Annotated in this window: 10 protein-coding genes; 9 read left to right on the top strand and 1 reads right to left on the bottom strand. The window is 69.0% G+C overall.

Annotation, left to right across the window (positions count from 1 at the left end):
- Positions 1–141: 141 nt before the first annotated feature.
- From recC to GV001_RS00930, 9 genes are all read left to right on the top strand, one after another.
- Complete coding sequence (gene recC / locus GV001_RS00970) at positions 142–3,486, top strand: exodeoxyribonuclease V subunit gamma (RefSeq protein ID WP_160077241.1); 3,345 nt, start codon at positions 142–144, stop codon at positions 3,484–3,486.
- Positions 3,487–3,559: 73 nt separating this feature from the next.
- Positions 3,560–4,156: a nucleotidyltransferase domain-containing protein gene (locus GV001_RS00965; RefSeq protein WP_178091789.1), complete on the top strand. Its 597-nt coding sequence runs from the start codon at positions 3,560–3,562 to the stop codon at positions 4,154–4,156.
- Positions 4,153–4,593 (top strand): DNA-binding protein, encoded by a 441-nt coding sequence (locus GV001_RS00960; RefSeq protein WP_160077239.1) that lies wholly within the window; start codon positions 4,153–4,155, stop codon positions 4,591–4,593. Before GV001_RS00965 ends, GV001_RS00960 begins: the two co-directional genes overlap by 4 nt.
- Positions 4,590–8,135, top strand: coding sequence for an exodeoxyribonuclease V subunit beta (gene recB / locus GV001_RS00955; protein WP_160077237.1), 3,546 nt, complete (start codon positions 4,590–4,592; stop codon positions 8,133–8,135). Before GV001_RS00960 ends, recB begins: the two co-directional genes overlap by 4 nt.
- 79 nt (positions 8,136–8,214) lie before the next feature.
- Positions 8,215–10,047, top strand: a complete 1,833-nt coding sequence (recD, locus tag GV001_RS00950; protein WP_160077235.1) for an exodeoxyribonuclease V subunit alpha — start codon at positions 8,215–8,217, stop codon at positions 10,045–10,047.
- 159 nt (positions 10,048–10,206) lie between these two features.
- Positions 10,207–10,962 carry a PspA/IM30 family protein gene (locus tag GV001_RS00945; protein WP_160077233.1) on the top strand — a complete coding sequence of 252 codons (756 nt, stop codon included), beginning with the start codon at positions 10,207–10,209 and terminating at the stop codon, positions 10,960–10,962.
- A gap of 3 nt (positions 10,963–10,965) precedes the next feature.
- Entirely contained in the window at positions 10,966–12,615 is a 1,650-nt protein-coding gene (locus GV001_RS00940) for an ATP-binding protein (RefSeq protein WP_160077231.1), read from the top strand.
- Positions 12,612–13,466 (top strand): hypothetical protein, encoded by an 855-nt coding sequence (locus GV001_RS00935; protein ID WP_160077229.1) that lies wholly within the window; start codon positions 12,612–12,614, stop codon positions 13,464–13,466. The genes GV001_RS00940 and GV001_RS00935 overlap by 4 nt, the downstream gene beginning before the upstream one ends.
- 40 nt (positions 13,467–13,506) lie before the next feature.
- Complete coding sequence (locus GV001_RS00930; protein WP_160077227.1) at positions 13,507–15,192, top strand: phosphate ABC transporter substrate-binding/OmpA family protein; 1,686 nt, start codon at positions 13,507–13,509, stop codon at positions 15,190–15,192.
- Between the two features lie 96 nt (positions 15,193–15,288).
- Here GV001_RS00930 and GV001_RS00925 read toward each other — a convergent pair whose 3' ends face one another.
- On the bottom strand, positions 15,289–15,729 hold the full coding sequence (locus GV001_RS00925; RefSeq protein ID WP_160077225.1) for a TM2 domain-containing protein: 441 nt from the start codon (positions 15,727–15,729) through the stop codon (positions 15,289–15,291).
- Positions 15,730–15,803: the final 74 nt, after the last annotated feature.

Genomic DNA, 15,803 nt, shown 5'->3' with positions numbered 1-15,803 from the left:
CCCCGGTTCGAACAGGAAAGTTGCCTTCAGTAGAGTGTACCCGCCGGCATTCGACCAGGCGGCCGGGTGTCGCGCTTTCGCCGTGCCGGCCCCGGCACCTTGCTGGTAACCTGACGCTCTTTTCAACCTGCCCGGCCGCCCATGCTCAACCTCTTCCACGCCCCCGACCTGGAAACCCTCGGCGCCCTGGCCACGCGCCTGCTCGCCACGCCTGCGCACGACCCCTTCGCCCCGGCGCGGGTGGTGGTGCCGAGCCAGGGCATCGGCCGCTGGCTGACCCTGCAGCTGGCCCGCGAACAGGGCATCGCCATGCAGCTGGAAGTGCAGCTGCCCGCGGCCTTCGTCTGGGAGCTGTCGCGCCTGGTGCTGGGCCAGCTGCCCGAGCAGTCCGCCTTCACCCCGCTGACCCTGAGCTGGCGCCTGTATGACTGGCTGTGCCAGCCGGCCAACTTGCAGCGCGCCGAGCGCCTGCAACGTTATCTGGAGGGTGGCGACGAGCGCCGCCGGTTGTCCCTGGCCAGCCGCATCGCCGACGTGTTCGACCAGTACCTGCTGTACCGCGACGACTGGCTGGCCGCCTGGGAGCGTGGCGAGCTGTGCGACCTGGGCGCCGACGAAGCCTGGCAGGCGCTGCTCTGGCGCGAGCTGACCAAGGACGGCCACCCGCACCGTGCGCGCCTGCTCGACGACCTGTTGCAGCGCCTGTATGACCCCGCACCGCTTGCCGGCCTGCCGGAGCGCCTGCTGGTGTTCGGCATCAGCTCGCTGCCGCCCCATCACCTGCGGGTGCTCGAAGGCTTGGCGCGGCACACGGACGTCATCATCTTCGCCCTCAACCCGTGCCGCGAGGCCTGGGGCGAGATTCGCGACATCCGTGAGCTGGCCAGGCAGCCCCAGAGCGCAGCGATTTTTCAAGCGATGAGCCCCGACGAGTGGTACCTCGACGTCGGCCACCCGCTGCTGGCCAGCCTCGGCAAGCAGGGCCGCGACTTCTTCGACAGCCTGTTCAGCCTGGCCTCGGCCGAAGGCGGGCAGGAAACCGGCTTGTACAGCGAAGACGCCGACCTGGTCGACGACAGCCTGCTGCACGCCCTGCAGCACGACATCCTGCGCCTGCGTACCCGCCAGCCGGCCGAGCGCATCGAGCTGCGCGAAGACGACCGCTCGCTGGAACTGCATATCGCCCATTCACCACTGCGTGAAGTGGAAATCCTGCATGACCAGCTGCTCGCCCGTTTTGCCGCCGAGCCCAGCCTGACGCCGGATCAGGTGGTGGTGCTGACCCCGGATATCGAGCGCTACGCCCCTTACATCGAGGCGGTCTTTGCTCCACGCGAAGGTGCGCCGCGCATCCCCTTCAGCCTGGCCGACCGCAGCCTGCGTGCCGAGCTGCCGCTGCTGGAAGCCTTTATCGACCTGCTCGCCCTGCCCGAGAGCCGCTTCGCCGCCGAGGAAATCCTCGCCTGGCTGGAGCAGCCGGCCATCGCCCGCCGCGCCGGCATCGAGGCCGAAGACCTGCCGCTGCTGCGCGACTGGCTGCGCGACGCCGGCGTGCGCTGGGGCCGCGATGCCGGCCACCACGCCGCCCTCGGCCTGCCGGAAGACAACGCCTTCACCTGGGCCCAGGGTCTCGACCGCCTGCTGCTGGGCTTCGCCGCGCCGCCGCAACTGGCCGGCGAGGGCATTCCCCTGCTCGGCGACAGCCTGCCGCTGGACGCTCTGGAAGGCGCGCGCGGCCAGCTGCTCGGGCGCCTGTGCGCCTTCGTCGGCAAACTCGCCGGCCTGGCTGAGAGCCTGCAGCGTCCACGCCCGCTGGGCGACTGGGCGCTGGACCTGCAAGGGCTGATCGACAGCCTGTTCGACGAGCGCGAAGCCGGCGATACCTTGTTGCTGCTCAGCCAGGCCTGCGCCGCCCTCGCCCGCCAGGCCAGCGACGCCGGCATCGAGCGCCCGCTGGAGCTGGCCCTGGTGCGCCAGCAGCTCGGCACGGCGCTGGAGGCCGGTGGCGGCGCCTCGGGTTTTCTCACCGGCGCGGTGACCTTCTGCACCATGGTGCCGATGCGCAGCCTGCCGTTCCGCCTGGTCTGCCTGCTCGGCCTGGACGACGGCGCCCTGCCGCGGCGCACGCCGGTGGCCGGCTTCGACCTGATCAGCCACAAGCCCCGGCGTGGCGATCGCGCGCGGCGCCTGGACGACCGCTACCTGCTGCTGGAAACCCTGCTCTCGGCGCGCGACGGCCTGTACCTCAGCTACGTCGGCCGCGACCCGCGCGACAACGCGGTGCTGCCACCCTCGGTGCTGGTCAGCGAACTGCTCGAAGCCGTCGATATCACCGCTGTCGTTCCTTGTAGGAGCGAGCTTGCTCGCGATCCCGCCAGCACTGACGCATCGCAGCCGAAAGAGCGCAAGGCCAGCGCCGCCATCACCGTCGCCCACCCGCTGCAGCCCTTCGCCCCCGGCAACTTCCAGCAATCGGGCCAGCAGCTGGGCTTTGCCAGTTCCTGGTTCCGCGCCGCTCAACGCCTGGCCGAGGCACCGCTGTTGACCCCGCCGCCCTTCATCACCCAGCTGCCGGAGCCGGGCGAGGACTGGTTGACCATCGAGCCGGCGCAGCTGCTGCTGTGCTTCCGCAATCCGGCGCGCTTCCTCCTCGAACAGCGCCTGGGCCTGCGCCTGGCCGATGCCGAGGAAGCCATCGCCGCGGACGAACCTTTCGTCCTCGAAGGCCCGGCCCGCCGTGGCCTGCGCCACCTGGCCCTGCAGGCGGTGGAGCGCGACTGGAGCGAGCAGCAGGAACGCCGCATCGCCCGCGCCGCCGGCTGGCTGCCCACCGGCGAGCTGGGCCATGCGCTGTGGGGCAAGCTGCGCGGCCCGGTGCGTGCCTTCGCCCCGCGGCTGTTCGAGGCGCGCCCGGCGGAAGCGCCGCAACCTTTGCTGGTGGATATCACCTTGGCCGGCGTGCGCCTGCATGGCTGGCTGGATGGGGTGACCTCCAGTGGTCTGTTCGACTGGCGCCTGAATGCACCGAGCGCCTGGGACCTGCCCGGCTTCTGGCTGCGCCACCTGCTGCTGAATGTCGCCGCTACCGGTGGCATCGCCCGCGACAGCCTGCTGGTCAGCCCTGACGGCGACTGGCAGCTTGGTGCCCTGGCCAGTCCACGTGAGCTGCTGGAGCCCTGGCTGGCCGCCTACCGCGAGGCGCTCAGCGCGCCGCTGCCGTTCCTGCCGCGCAGCAGCCATGACTTCGCCAAGGCGCTGGTCACCCCCAGCGCGCGCAGCAAGAAGGAACCCATCGATGCGGCTCGTGACAAGGCTCAGGCCGCCTGGCTCGGTGCCGACTTCAGCCCGATCCCCGGCGAAGCCCTCGACCCCTGGAACGCCCTGGCCTTCCGCGAGCGCGAACCGCTGGGCGAGCGCTTCGAACAGCTGGCCGAACAACTGCTCGGCCCAGCCCTTCGGGCCCTGGCCGCGGATGACGAAGAGTGATGGCGCGCCCGGCTTCTCAAGTGTTGCTTTTTAGGCTACAAATGTCGCCTTCAGAGCAACAGTTCATATCGCCATGACCCTCGCCTCCCTGCTGTTCACCGATTACCGCCGTCGGGTGCTCGGCCTGCTGCTTCTGCATCCGCAGCGTGCCTATCACCTGCGCGAGATTGCCCGGCTGACTGCGACCCAGCCCGGCACTCTGGCCCGCGAGCTGAACAAGCTGGCGGACGCCGGCCTGCTGGCGAAGCAGAAAGTCGGCAATCAGCTGCAGTACAGCGCCAATCGCCAGTGCCCGGTGTTCGAGGAACTGGCCAGCATCCTGCGCAAGACCATCGGTCTGGCCGAGGTACTTGCCGATGCCCTGCTGGCGATGGCGGAGCGGATCGAGGTGGCCTTCGTGTTCGGCTCCATGGCCAGCGGCAAGGCACGCGGCGACAGCGATATCGACCTGCTGCTGATCGGCGAGATCGGCTTCGCCGAGGCGGTGGCAGCGCTCTATCCGCTGCAGGAAAGCCTGGGCCGCGAGATCAATCCGAAAGTCTATCGGCCTGCAGAGTGGTGCCAGCTGGTGCAAGAGCAAGGCAGCTTCGTCCGCGATGTGCTGGGCAAGCCAAAGCTGTTTATCGTCGGTAGCGAAGCCGAGCTGCAACGGCTTGAGGAGCAGGCATGACCCTGGAGAATTTGCTCGGCCTGTCGCTGGAAGCCGTCGCCGTGGATGCGCCAACCATTCAGCGCCTGCTGGAGGCCGCAGCGCGCAGCCTGGCCGATGCGCGTCTGCCAGGCATCAGCCCGGAGGGGCGTTTCGACATGGCCTACAAGGCGATCATGCAAGCCGCCAACGCGGCACTGCAGGCCAACGGCTACCGCACGCTGACCAGCAAACCGGGGCATCACCAGACCATGATTCAGAGCCTGCCGCACAGCATCGGCATTGACCGGCAGACCATGGTGCTGCTCGATACCCTGCGCAAGCAGCGCAATGTCATCGACTATTCGGGCGATGTGGTCAGTGCCTCAATGGCCGAACAGGCCCAGGCCGAGGCTGAGCAGCTGTTGCAGCGGGTCAGCGACTGGCTGCGCGAACATCACCCGGAACTGCTGGCATGAGCCTCGACTTGCAGACCTCCTCCTTCGCTGGCCGCTCGCTGATCGAGGCCAGCGCCGGTACCGGCAAGACCTGGACCCTGACCGCGCTGTACGCGCGCCTGCTGCTGGAGCAGCAGCTCAGCGTCAGCCAGATTCTGGTGGTCACCTACACCACCGCCGCCACCGCCGAGCTGCGCGAGCGCATCCGCGCGCGCCTGGCCGAGCTGCTGGCGCTCTACGAAGGCACGCCGAGTAACGACCCCTTCCTCAGTGAGTTGCATCGCCGCCATCCCGGCGAGGACGCGCGCCGCCGTCTGTTGCTGGCCGTGCACGGCTTCGACGAGGCGGCGATCTTCACCATCCACGGCTTCTGCCAGCGCGCCCTGCAGGACGCCGCGTTCGAGGCCGGCGGCGACTTCGATGCCGAGCTGACCCAGGACGACCGCGAGGTGCTCGACGCCCTGCTCGCCGATGCCTGGCGTCATGTGCTGGCCGCCGCCGACCCGGCCTGGGCACGCTACCTGGCCAAGCAGAAGATCACCCCGGCTACTCTGCGCCAGGCCCTGCGCAGCCACCTGGGCAAGCCCTACCTGCGCATCGAGCCGCGCGAGACCTTGAGTGGCGACGAGCTGAATGCCGCCAGCAGTGCCTGGGAACATGCCGAACAGCTGTGGCGCGAACAGGGTGCGGCTTTCGTCGCGTTGCTGCGCGAGCATGGTGGCCTGAGCCAGAGCACCCACAAGCTGGGCAAGTTGCCGGTGTGGGCGGCCGAGCTGGACGCCTATTTCGCCGACCCGGCGGCGTTGTTCGAGCAGCCCGATGGTCTGGTCAAGTTCGGCGCCACCGCATTGCACAAGGCCACCAAGAAAGGCTTCGACGCACCCCAGGGCGCCCTGGCCGAAGCCTTCGACGTATTGAGCGAAGCGCTCGACTCCGCCGTGCCGGCCGGTCGCCAGCGCCTGATCGCCCTGCAGGTCGAACTGCTCGACCAGCTCAACGCCGAGCTGCCGGCGCGCAAGGCGGCGCAGCGCCTGCTGGCCTTCGACGACCTGCTCAATCGCCTCAACGAGGCGCTGCACGGCCCGGCCGGTGCCGACCTGGCCACGACCCTGCGCACGCAATACCCGCTGGCGCTGATCGACGAGTTCCAGGACACCGATCCGGTGCAGTACCAGATCTTCGATCGCATCTACCGCGAGGGCGGCGACCTGTGTTTCGTTGGCGACCCCAAGCAGGCGATCTATGCGTTTCGCGGCGCCGACCTGGCCACCTACCTCACCGCTCGCGATGCTGCCGCGCGGCGCTACGACCTGCCGTTCAACTACCGCTCCACGCCGCCGCTGATCGATGCGCTGAACCGCCTGTTCGAGCGCCCACAGCCGTTCGCCGAGCAGGGCCTGGACTACCCGCCGGTCAGTGCCGGGAAAAAGTCGCGGGCTGATCTGGTGCTGCCGGACGAAGCCAGCGCCGCGCCGCTGGCCCTGGTCTGGCTGGGTGATGACGGCCTGAACAAGGGCCGCGCTGGCGAGATCGCCGCCATCGACACCGCCCAGCGCATCGCCGGCTTGCTGGCCGCCAGTGCCGAGGGCACCGCCTATTTCGACGATAAAGGTGTGCGCAGCCCGCTCAGGGGCGGCGATATCGCCGTGCTGGTCGCCAGCCACCGCGAGGCGGCCAGCATCGCCGAGGAACTGGCGGCCCGTGGCGTGCCCAGCGTGCGCCGCGGCCGCGACAGCGTGTGGCACAGCGAGGAAGCCGCCGAGCTGGCCGCGGTGCTGGCCGCCTACGCCGAGCCGGGCCGCGAGGGCGTGCTGCGCTATGCCCTGGCCAGCCGCCTGCTCGGCCGCGACGCCGCGCAACTGGCGCGTTGCCAGGACGACGAACGCGCCTGGGACAAGGAACGCGCCGACGCCGAGCAGTATCACCAGCTGTGGCAGCAGCACGGTTTCATGCGCGTCTTTAGAACCTGGCTGGATCAGGAGCAGGTGGCCGAACGCCTGCTCGCCGGTATCGACGGCGAACGCCGGCTGACCAACCTGCTGCACCTGGCCGAGCTGTTGCAGACCGAAAGCCTGCAACGCCCCGGCCTGGAAGCCCTGCTCGCCTGGTTCAACGGCCAGCGCGGCAGCGAGGGTGCCGGCGAGGACGCCCTGTTGCGCCTGGAAAGCGATGCCGAGCGGGTGCAGATCGTCACCATCCACACCTCCAAGGGCCTGGAATACCCGCTGGTGTTCTGCCCCTTCCTGTGGGACGGCCGCCTGCTCGGCCAGCATACCGACAGCGCGCGGTGCCACGACGAACACGGCCAGCCGCTGCTCGACCTTGGCAGCGCGCGCCTCGACGAGCGCCTGCAGACGGCCCGGCGTGAAGTGTTCGCCGAGAAGCTGCGCCTGACCTACGTGGCCCTGACCCGCGCCGAGCATCGCCTGTGGCTGCACTGGGGCCCGGTGGCCGTGCCCAAACCGAAGAAGGACGGCGGCCTGCCCGACGAAGGCCTGCACAGCAGCGCCCTGGCCTGGCTGCTGCACGGCCGCGAGCTGGGCGGCGCCGACGCCCTCGCCGAGCTGGCCGGCCACCTCAACGACAAGTCCGCCAGCGCCCTGGCCGGCGAGCTGGATCAACTGGCCGAGGGCAGCGACGGGATGATCGCCCGCGTGCCGCTGTGGAACCGCGAAGCCAGCGCCGCCGGCGAACAGCGTGCCGTGCCACCAGCCCGGTTGCAGCAGTTCCAGCGCAGCCTGCACAGCGCCTGGCGTATTGGCAGCTTCTCCGGTTTGGCCGCCGGCATGCATATGGAAGCGCCGGATCGCGATGGCCTGGTGATGCCGGATGCCAGCGAGCCGGGCAGCGGCTTCTTCGCCTTCCCCCGCGGCGCTCGTGCCGGTACCTGCCTGCACGCCATCCTCGAAGACTGGGCGCGCGGCAAGGCGCCCCTGGCCGAGCTGGTCGAACCGGCGCTGACCGCCCATGGCATCAATGCCGAACTGTGGGCGGCCATCGCCAGCCAGCACCTGCAGCAGGTGCTGGACAGCGACCTGGACGGCCACGGCCTGACCCTGGCCAGCCTGCAGGCGGCGCGGCGTTTGCCCGAGCTGGGCTTCACCTTCCCGGTGGCGGATCTGGATGTGCAGCGCCTGCGCGCGATCCTCGGCGACCCGGCCATGGGCCTGGCCGAGCCGCTGCGCCTGGCGGCCGAGCGCCTGGAGTTCGACAGCCTCAAGGGCTTCCTCAAGGGTTTCATCGACCTGACTTTCGAGCACGCCGGGCGCTGGTACATCCTCGACTACAAGTCCAACTGGCTCGGCCCGGACGCCAGCCACTACGGCGGTGAGCGCCTGCTGCAGGCCCTGGCCGGCGAGCACTACTACCTGCAGTACCTGATCTACCTGGTGGCGCTGCGGCGTTTCCTGCGTCAGCGCCTGGCCGACTTCCAGAACGAACAGCTCGGCGGCGCCTACTACCTGTTCCTGCGCGGCATGCCCCAGGCCGGCGTGTACTTTGCCCGGCCCAGCGACGAACTGCTGGATGCGCTGGATCATCTGTTTGCCGGAGAAGGTCAATGAAACGCGTAGGGTGCGCCGTGCGCACCATGAACCTGCACGGGCGTGTCGGTGCGCACGGCGCACCCTACGGGAGTTGCCAATGAGCCTGGTCGATCTGCCCCTCGGCCCCCTGGAACGGGCGCTGGTCGACAGCCTGTGCCGTCTCGATGCCACGGCGCCGGACTCCGTGCTGGCCGCCGCCGCGCTGTGCTGCGAGGCGCTGGGCCGGGGCGACGTGTGCCTGCCGCTGGCGCGCCTGGCCGGGCAGCGGCCGTGGGCGGAATTCGCCTTCGTCCTGCCGGCGCTCGCCGAGTGGCGCCAGCAGCTCGCGGCCTCGCCGCTGGTCGCTGGGCCTGGCCAGTTCGCCCCGCTGATCCTCGATGGTTCGCACCTGTACCTGGCCCGCTACCAGGCCTACGAAAGCCAGCTGGCCAGCCAGCTGCTGGCGCGTGCCGGCGATCTGCCGCAGGTCGACGAAAGCGTGCTGACGGAGAGCCTGGCGCGCCTGTTTGCTTTCAACCAGCAGCAACCCGACTGGCAGCGCCTGGCCGCCGCCCAGGCCGTGCGCCGGCGCCTGGCAGTGATCTCCGGCGGCCCCGGCACCGGCAAGACCACCACCGTGGTGCGCCTGCTCGCCGCCCTGCTGGAACAACCGGGTGGCGCCCAGCTGGCCATCGGCCTGGCCGCGCCGACGGGTAAAGCTGCTGCACGCATGGCCGAGGCGATCCGCAACGCCAAGGCCGATCTGCCGGTCGGTGAGACGATCAAGGCCGCCCTGCCGGAAGAGGCGCGCACCCTGCACCGCCTGCTCGGCAGCCGTGGCGACACGCCCAGGGTGCGCCACGACGCGGCGCGGCCGCTGGCGCTGGACGTGCTGGTGGTCGACGAAGCCTCGATGGTCGACCTGGCGCTGATGGCCAAGCTGGTCGACGCCCTGCCGCCCCATGCGCGGCTGATCCTGCTCGGCGACAAGGATCAGCTCGCCGCCGTGGAGGCCGGCGCGGTGTTCGCCGAACTGTGCGAGGGCCGTGGCTTCGACGCCCAGGCGGTGGCCGAGCTGCAGCGCCTCACCGGGCAAACCGTGCCGGTCGAGCCGCCGCGCTCCAGGCTGGGCGATGCCGTGGTGCTGCTGACCCACAGCCACCGTTTCGCCGGCGACAGCGGCATTGGCGAACTGGCGCGGCGGATCAATGGCGGCGATGCGCCCGGCACGCTGAACCTGCTCAGGGAGCAGCGCGCCGACCTGCACTGGCAGGCGCAACCGACTCCGGCCGCGCTGCTCGATCGCCTCGACCAGGGCTACCGGCCCTACCTGCAGGCCGCCCGCGCGGGCGACCCGGCTGAGGCCTTCGCCGCCTTCAATGCCTTTCGCGCCCTTACTGCCCAGCGCGAAGGGCCGTGGGGCGTCAGCGGGTTGAACGAGGCACTGGAGGCACGGATCAAGCGCCGCTACAGCCTGGCCGAACGCGAACGCTGGTACCCCGGCCGCGCGGTGATGGTGCGGCAGAACGACTATGCGCTGGGCCTGTTCAACGGCGATATCGGCCTGTGCCTGCATGGCGAGCACGGCCTGCGCGTCTATTTCGAGGGCGAGGACGGCTACCGCGCCTTCGCCCCGGCGCGCCTGCCCAGCCACGACAGTGCCTTCGCCATGACCGTGCACAAGAGCCAGGGCTCGGAGTTCAGCGAAGTGCTGCTGGCTCTGCCCGAGCTGCCCAGCCCGCTGTTGACCCGCGCGCTGTTCTACACCGGCATCACCCGCGCCAAGCACAAGGTGGAAATCTGGGGCCTGCCGGCACGCCTGAGCGAGGCGGTGAACACCAGGGCCGAACGCGCGGCAGGGTTGGCCGAGCGGCTGGGCATAACGCCGTCAGTACTGGTCAGTGCACCGCCTGCAGTCGCCAGTGCCAGCAACCAGCTCGATCTATTCTGAACGATGGGACGTGACCTGCCGCCAAGCCTCGGCAGGTCACCCGGCTAAACTCACCTGCCCCGGTTGCATCTGCCCGCCCGCTCGCGAAGAATGCCCCAAGCCCTGCCGGCCGTGGCGCCGGTGCACGATGGATTGCACGTAGATCGCAAGGAGTTGTTCATGTTCAGCCGCCTCGCCAATGTCTTCAAAGGCATCCTCTCCCTGTTCATCAAGGACCTGGAGCGCCAGAACCCGGAAGCCCTGCTGGAGCTGGAGCAGGAGAACCTGCGCAAGCAGATCGCCAACTTCAACCAGGGCCTGGCCGCCCACGCCGGCCTGGCCGAGCGCCTGATGAGCCAGGTGCGCAAACAGGAAACCGAGGAGCGCGAGCTGCACGCGCGCACCACCGCGCATCTGCGCGCCGGCAACAAATCGGCCGCGGCGCAGAACGCCCTGCGCCTGCAGGGCCTGGCCCGCGAGCTGGAAGAGAACCGTCGCCAGCTGGCCCAGGCCGAAGAGACCTACCAGAACCTGACCAAGGCTCGCGAAGTGGCGGTGAACGCCGCGCGCAGCAAGATCGAGGCGCTCAAGGGCGCGATCAACGACATGCGCATGAAGACCGCCATGGCCGAGATGAACGAGATGGCCGCCGGGATGGTCAGCACCATCGGCGGCTCCGGCGACACTCTCAACCGCCTGCACGAGATGGTCGAGGAAGAACGCACCAAGGCCGCCGGCCGCGCGCGCATGGCCCGCGACTCGATGGACATGAGCGAAGTGAACCTCAAGGAAGCCGAGATGGACGCCCTCGCCGACCAGGCCTTGGCCGAGTTCGCGGCCAAGGAAGGCATTGCCCTGCCCGGCGCCGAAGCCAGCAGCGAGGCCCCGGCAGCCAGCCGCAGCATGGGTGGCAATCCGCAGTCGGAAAGCCAGTAAGCCATGAGTCGGGAACAGGAAGTACCCAACTGGCTCGACGAACTGCGCCTGGCCTATGAAAGCGGCGCCCATGGCCAGTTCGTGCTGTACGGCAACGTCGCCGACCGCTTTCCCCTGGACGGCCGCCTGGTCAGCCTGACCCGTTACCTGGACGCCAGGCTGCTGGCCACCTTCGACATCGTCTTCCTCTACGACCCGGGCAATGGCCTGAGTCTGCTGCGCGGTGGCGAGCGTTTCGCCGAATGGCCGGCCGCGGCGCAGATCCAGCCCTGGCCGCATGACCCGCGCGAGGCGGTGGAGCTGATCAGCCGCTACCTGCGCTACCGCGCCAACCTGCGTGCCCTCGGCCGTGGCGACAGCGAGCATGTGGCGGTGATCCTGCGCGGCGCCGAGCTGGTGCTGCCGGCCAGCCTGCAGGGCGACTTCGCCAGCGCCAGCCTGGCCAGTCTGGTACGCGACTGGGCCGCCGAGCCGCCGTTCTGCGACATGGCCTTCGCCAGCCTGCTGCTGGCCGACAACCTCAACGATCTGCACCCGCTGGTGGCCAACAACCCGCGTATCGACCGGGTGCAGGTGCCGCTGCCGGACGCCGCTAGCCTGCAGCAGTGCCTGGCGCAGCTGCAGGTCGACCATCCCAAGGCCTTTGCCGGCGAAGACCCCGGCGCGGTGCAGGCCCTGGCCGGGGTCAGCCTCAGCGCCCTGGCCAGCCTGGTCAAGCGCCGCGCCCACCAGGGCAAGGTGCTCGGCGCCCAGGACTGGGCCGAGGCGAAGAAGGAACTGGTCGAGGCCGACAGCGCCGGCCTGGTCGAATTCATCGAATCTGAGCGTACCCTCGACGACTACCACGCCCAGGATGCCCTGAAGACCTGGCTGCGCCAGGACATGGCGCTGTGGCAGGCCAGTGATCTGCGCGCGCTGCCCAAGGGCTACATCTTTTGCGGCCCGGTGGGCACCGGCAAGACCTACCTGGTCGAGTGCCTGGCCGGCGAGGCCGGGGTGCCGGTGGTCAAGCTGAAGAATTTCCGCGACCGCTGGGTCGGTTCCAGCGAAGGCAACCTGGAGAAGATCTTCCGCCTGATCCGCGGCCTCGGCCGCTGCATCGTGTTTATCGACGAAGCCGACCAGAGCCTCGGCAAGCGCGACGGCGGCAGCGGCGACAGCGGCCTGTCCGGGCGCATCTACTCGATGATCGCCCAGGAAATGGGCAGCGCCGACAACCGTGGCAAGGTGATCTGGATTCTCGCCTCCTCGCGCCCGGACCTGATCGAGGTCGACCTCAAGCGCCCTGGCCGCGTCGACGTGAAGATCCCGCTGCTGCCGAGTACCACGGTGGAAGAAAGCGCGGCATTGCTCAAGGCATTGCTGGGGCGCTTCGACCTCAAGCTGGAGCTGGCCGAGCTGGTCAAGCTGGACCTGCCGCTGCTGCTCACCCCCGGCGCCGCCGAGGCCCTGGCGGTGAAGGTCTACCGCCAGGTGCGCACCAGCCAGCTGTCGGCCCTGGCTGCGCTCAAGCAGTGCCTGCAGGGTTACCAGCCGCCGGTTGCCGAGCAGGTGCTGCGCCAGCAGATGATCCTCGCCATTCGCGAGGCCACCGACCTGGCCTTCGTTCCCGAGCCCTTGCGCCACCTTGCCCAGGAGACCGTCAGTCCATGAGTGTCGGGCGTTATCTGTGGTCCGCCTTCAATGCCCGCCCGCTGGGCATGCCGCTGTCGCCGAACTGGTTGGCGCTGGCCGCCGTCGGCCTGCTCGGCGCCTTCATCAGCCCCGGCTTCTGGGTGCTCGGTGCCGGCCTGGAGCTGGCCTACCTGGGCCTTTTGGCCAGCAACCAGCGCTTTCGCAACGCGGTGGATGCCGGCGAAGTACGGGTCGATCCGGCCGAGCAGCGCTACGAAAGCACCCTGGCCCAGCTCGGCGACAGCCAGCGCCAGCGCCAGCAGCGCATCGAGGGGCGTGCCCGCGAGGTGCTGCAGCTGCTCTCCCGCTCGCCGCTGATGGCCTCCCATGCCGACAGCCTGGAGCAACTGGTGTGGCTCAACCTGCGCCTGCTGGTGGCCGGGCAGGCGCTCAGCGTGGTGGTCGACACCGCGGCCCAGGACAGCGCCGAACTGCAGCGCCAGGAAGAGCAGATCGACCAGCGCCTGGCCGCCACGGATATCACCGATGACCTGCGCCGTAGCCTGGAGCAGCAGAAGCAGGTGATCGACGCGCGCCAGGCAGCCCATGCCGAAGGATTGCGGCGCAAGGAACATGTGGACGCGGAGCTGGCGCGCATCGATCAGCAGATCGCGCTGATCCGCGAACAGACCCTGCTGGCCACCGACGAGGAGCAGATCGGCACGGCGCTGAACGCCCTGACCTCCTCGTTCAACGAGGCCAGCCGCTGGCTCAACGACCAGCGCGACCTGCTCGGCGTGCTCGAACTCAACGAACAACAGGGCCTGCCGCGCTACGTGCTGCAGGGCCAGGGCGGCAAGCCGGCCGCTACGGCCACCGTCAAACACTGAATTGGCGGGCCATTGCCCGCCCCTGACAGGGAGATACGTCATGTACCCGAACCCCTTCCGCCAGCGCCAACGCGGCAATGCCGCCGGCAAGCTGCTGACCATAGTGCTGGTGCTCGGCCTGCTCGGCCTGGGCGGCTGGCTGGTCAGCAAGGACATGCTCAAGCAGGGCGGCGACAGCCCGCTGAGCAGTCTGCCGAGCAGCCTCGGCGGCGGCGCGGCAGTGCCCGAGCCGGCCGAACCGGTCAGCGGCACCCCGGTGCTGCAGTCGGCCGCACCCTACGAGATGAAGAACAACATCATCGACATCGACATCAGCGAATACGCCGGCTACGGCGGCCTGATCGTCGCCAACGGTGGCCTGGCGCCCAACCCGAACTCGATCTTCGCCAAGCAGTACGGCTTCCAGGTGCGCCTGAACAAGGGCGAGAGCGAGGAATGGTCGGCACTGAACAACGGCCAGCTGGCTGCGGTGGCGACCACCACCGACGTGCTCGCCGTGCTCGGCCGCCAGTTCGAGGTCACGGTGCCGGCGCAGATCGCCTTCTCCCGCGGCGCCGACCAGGTGGTGGTGGACAGCGGCATCGCCAGCATCAACCAGCTCAAGGGCAAGGTGCTCGGCGCCAGCCAGTTCAACGAGAGCGAGTTCTTCATCCGCTACCTGGCCTCCGAGGCCGGCGTGCCGGTCAAGGTGCTGCGCGACCTGGAAAGCCGCCCGGCGCCGGGCGAGCTGGGCCTGGTGTTCTACGAGGACGCCTTCGTCGCCTGCGATGCCTATGCCGCCGAGCTGGAGGGCGCGGGCCGCCTGAACGGCTGCGTCGGCTGGTCGCCGCGCACCGACGAAGTGGTCGCCGCGTCTGCGGGTGCCGCGAAGATGCTGGTGTCCAACCGCAACCTGCTGGTGGTCGCCGACATCCTGGTGGTCAACAAGGGCTTCGCCACGGCCCATCCGGACAAGGTCAAGGGCCTGGTCCACGGCCTGCTGGAAGGCAACCGCCTGCTGCGCGACGACCCGCAGGCCCACGCGGGCGTGGTCGCCCAGGCATTCGGCTGGACTCCGCAGGAAACCCTCGACGAGCTGGCCAAGGTGCACCTGAGCAACCTGCCGGAGAACCTGGCTTTCTTCGACGGCAGCATCGACTCGGCCGGCTCCTTCCAGGGCATCTTCCAGTCCTCGGTGCTGGCCTACGGCGCGCTGATCAAGAACCCGGCCGACCCGGCACGCTTCGCCAGCCTGCAACACCTCAAGGCGCTCGATGCCGGCGGCCAGTTCAAGGGCCAGGCCATCGCCATCGCGCCGATCCGCACCACCGGCAAGGTGGCCCTGGAAGGCGATGCGCTGCTGAGCAAGGACATCCGCTTCTTCTTCGAGGCCAACTCGGCCGCGCTGGACAAGCAGGCCAAGGCCAACCAAGACTACCTGGACACCATCAAGAAGTTCCTCCAGGTCAGCCCCGGTTCCATCGTCCTGCTGCGCGGCCACGTGGACAACGCGATGGTCGCCGACTTCGAGCGCCAGGGCGGCCCGGCCCTGGTCAAGAGCATGGCGCTGAAGGCCATGGAGCTGTCGCGCCAGCGCACCCTGGCGGTCAAGGAAGCCCTGCTGGCCCGCCACCCCGGCATCGCCGACGACCGCATCGAACTGGTCGGCCGCGGCTGGGAAGAGCCGATCGGCCAGGACAGCGAGCAGAACCGCCGCGTCGAGGTGCAGTGGTTCACCCTGGAGTGACCGGCTGCCGCTGGCACGCCTGCGCGCGGCGCAGGCCGAAACAAAAACACCGGCGCCAGGCCGGTGTTTTTCATTGCTCGGGTGCGGCGCCCGGTCTTAGAACCAGGGCTTGGCCGCGTTGACGTAGGTCTGCTCGAACTCTTCGTCGGACTTGGTCAGGTAGATGATGAATTCGACGAAGGCGATCACGCCAATCACCATCGACGGGATCCCCAGCAGGATGAAGCCGAAGATGAACACCAGCAGCATGATCACGCCTTGCTTGTTGTAGCCAAGGAAGAACTTGTGCGCGCCGAAGGCGCCGAGGAAGAAGGCGAGGATGGCGGCGGGGATCTTCTTGGACGAACCGGCGGCGGCCTGCTCCTGGTAGATGGCTTCGGCCACGCCGTTATTCACCGAGAAATCCACGGCCGCACCGCTTTTCGGCAGCACCGAGCCTTTCCACTGGGCCACGTCGAAGTTGTAGCGGTTGCCGTCGTCGGCGCTGATGATGCCGCTGCGGCTGTCGCTGTTGAAGTCGAGGATCTTGCCTTTCATGGTGCATTCCTTGTGCTGTGTATAGGTATTGAGAGGCAGGGGTATCTATTTTGATGTGTGGCGGTTGTAGGGTG

Origin of the sequence: Pseudomonas sp. 8AS (assembly GCF_902506505.1) — a bacterium.
Lineage (GTDB): Bacteria > Pseudomonadota > Gammaproteobacteria > Pseudomonadales > Pseudomonadaceae > Aquipseudomonas.
Note: the sequence above shows the minus strand (reverse complement) of the source record. Positions and strands in the feature narration are given on the sequence as shown.

Coding starts and splice junctions, on each gene's coding strand:
- recC (WP_160077241.1), top strand. CDS start 142: ATGCTCAACCTCTTCCACGCCCCCGACCTGGAAACCCTCGGCGCCCTG.
- GV001_RS00965 (WP_178091789.1), top strand. CDS start 3,560: ATGACCCTCGCCTCCCTGCTGTTCACCGATTACCGCCGTCGGGTGCTC.
- GV001_RS00960 (WP_160077239.1), top strand. CDS start 4,153: ATGACCCTGGAGAATTTGCTCGGCCTGTCGCTGGAAGCCGTCGCCGTG.
- recB (WP_160077237.1), top strand. CDS start 4,590: ATGAGCCTCGACTTGCAGACCTCCTCCTTCGCTGGCCGCTCGCTGATC.
- recD (WP_160077235.1), top strand. CDS start 8,215: ATGAGCCTGGTCGATCTGCCCCTCGGCCCCCTGGAACGGGCGCTGGTC.
- GV001_RS00945 (WP_160077233.1), top strand. CDS start 10,207: ATGTTCAGCCGCCTCGCCAATGTCTTCAAAGGCATCCTCTCCCTGTTC.
- GV001_RS00940 (WP_160077231.1), top strand. CDS start 10,966: ATGAGTCGGGAACAGGAAGTACCCAACTGGCTCGACGAACTGCGCCTG.
- GV001_RS00935 (WP_160077229.1), top strand. CDS start 12,612: ATGAGTGTCGGGCGTTATCTGTGGTCCGCCTTCAATGCCCGCCCGCTG.
- GV001_RS00930 (WP_160077227.1), top strand. CDS start 13,507: ATGTACCCGAACCCCTTCCGCCAGCGCCAACGCGGCAATGCCGCCGGC.
- GV001_RS00925 (WP_160077225.1), bottom strand. CDS start 15,729: ATGAAAGGCAAGATCCTCGACTTCAACAGCGACAGCCGCAGCGGCATC.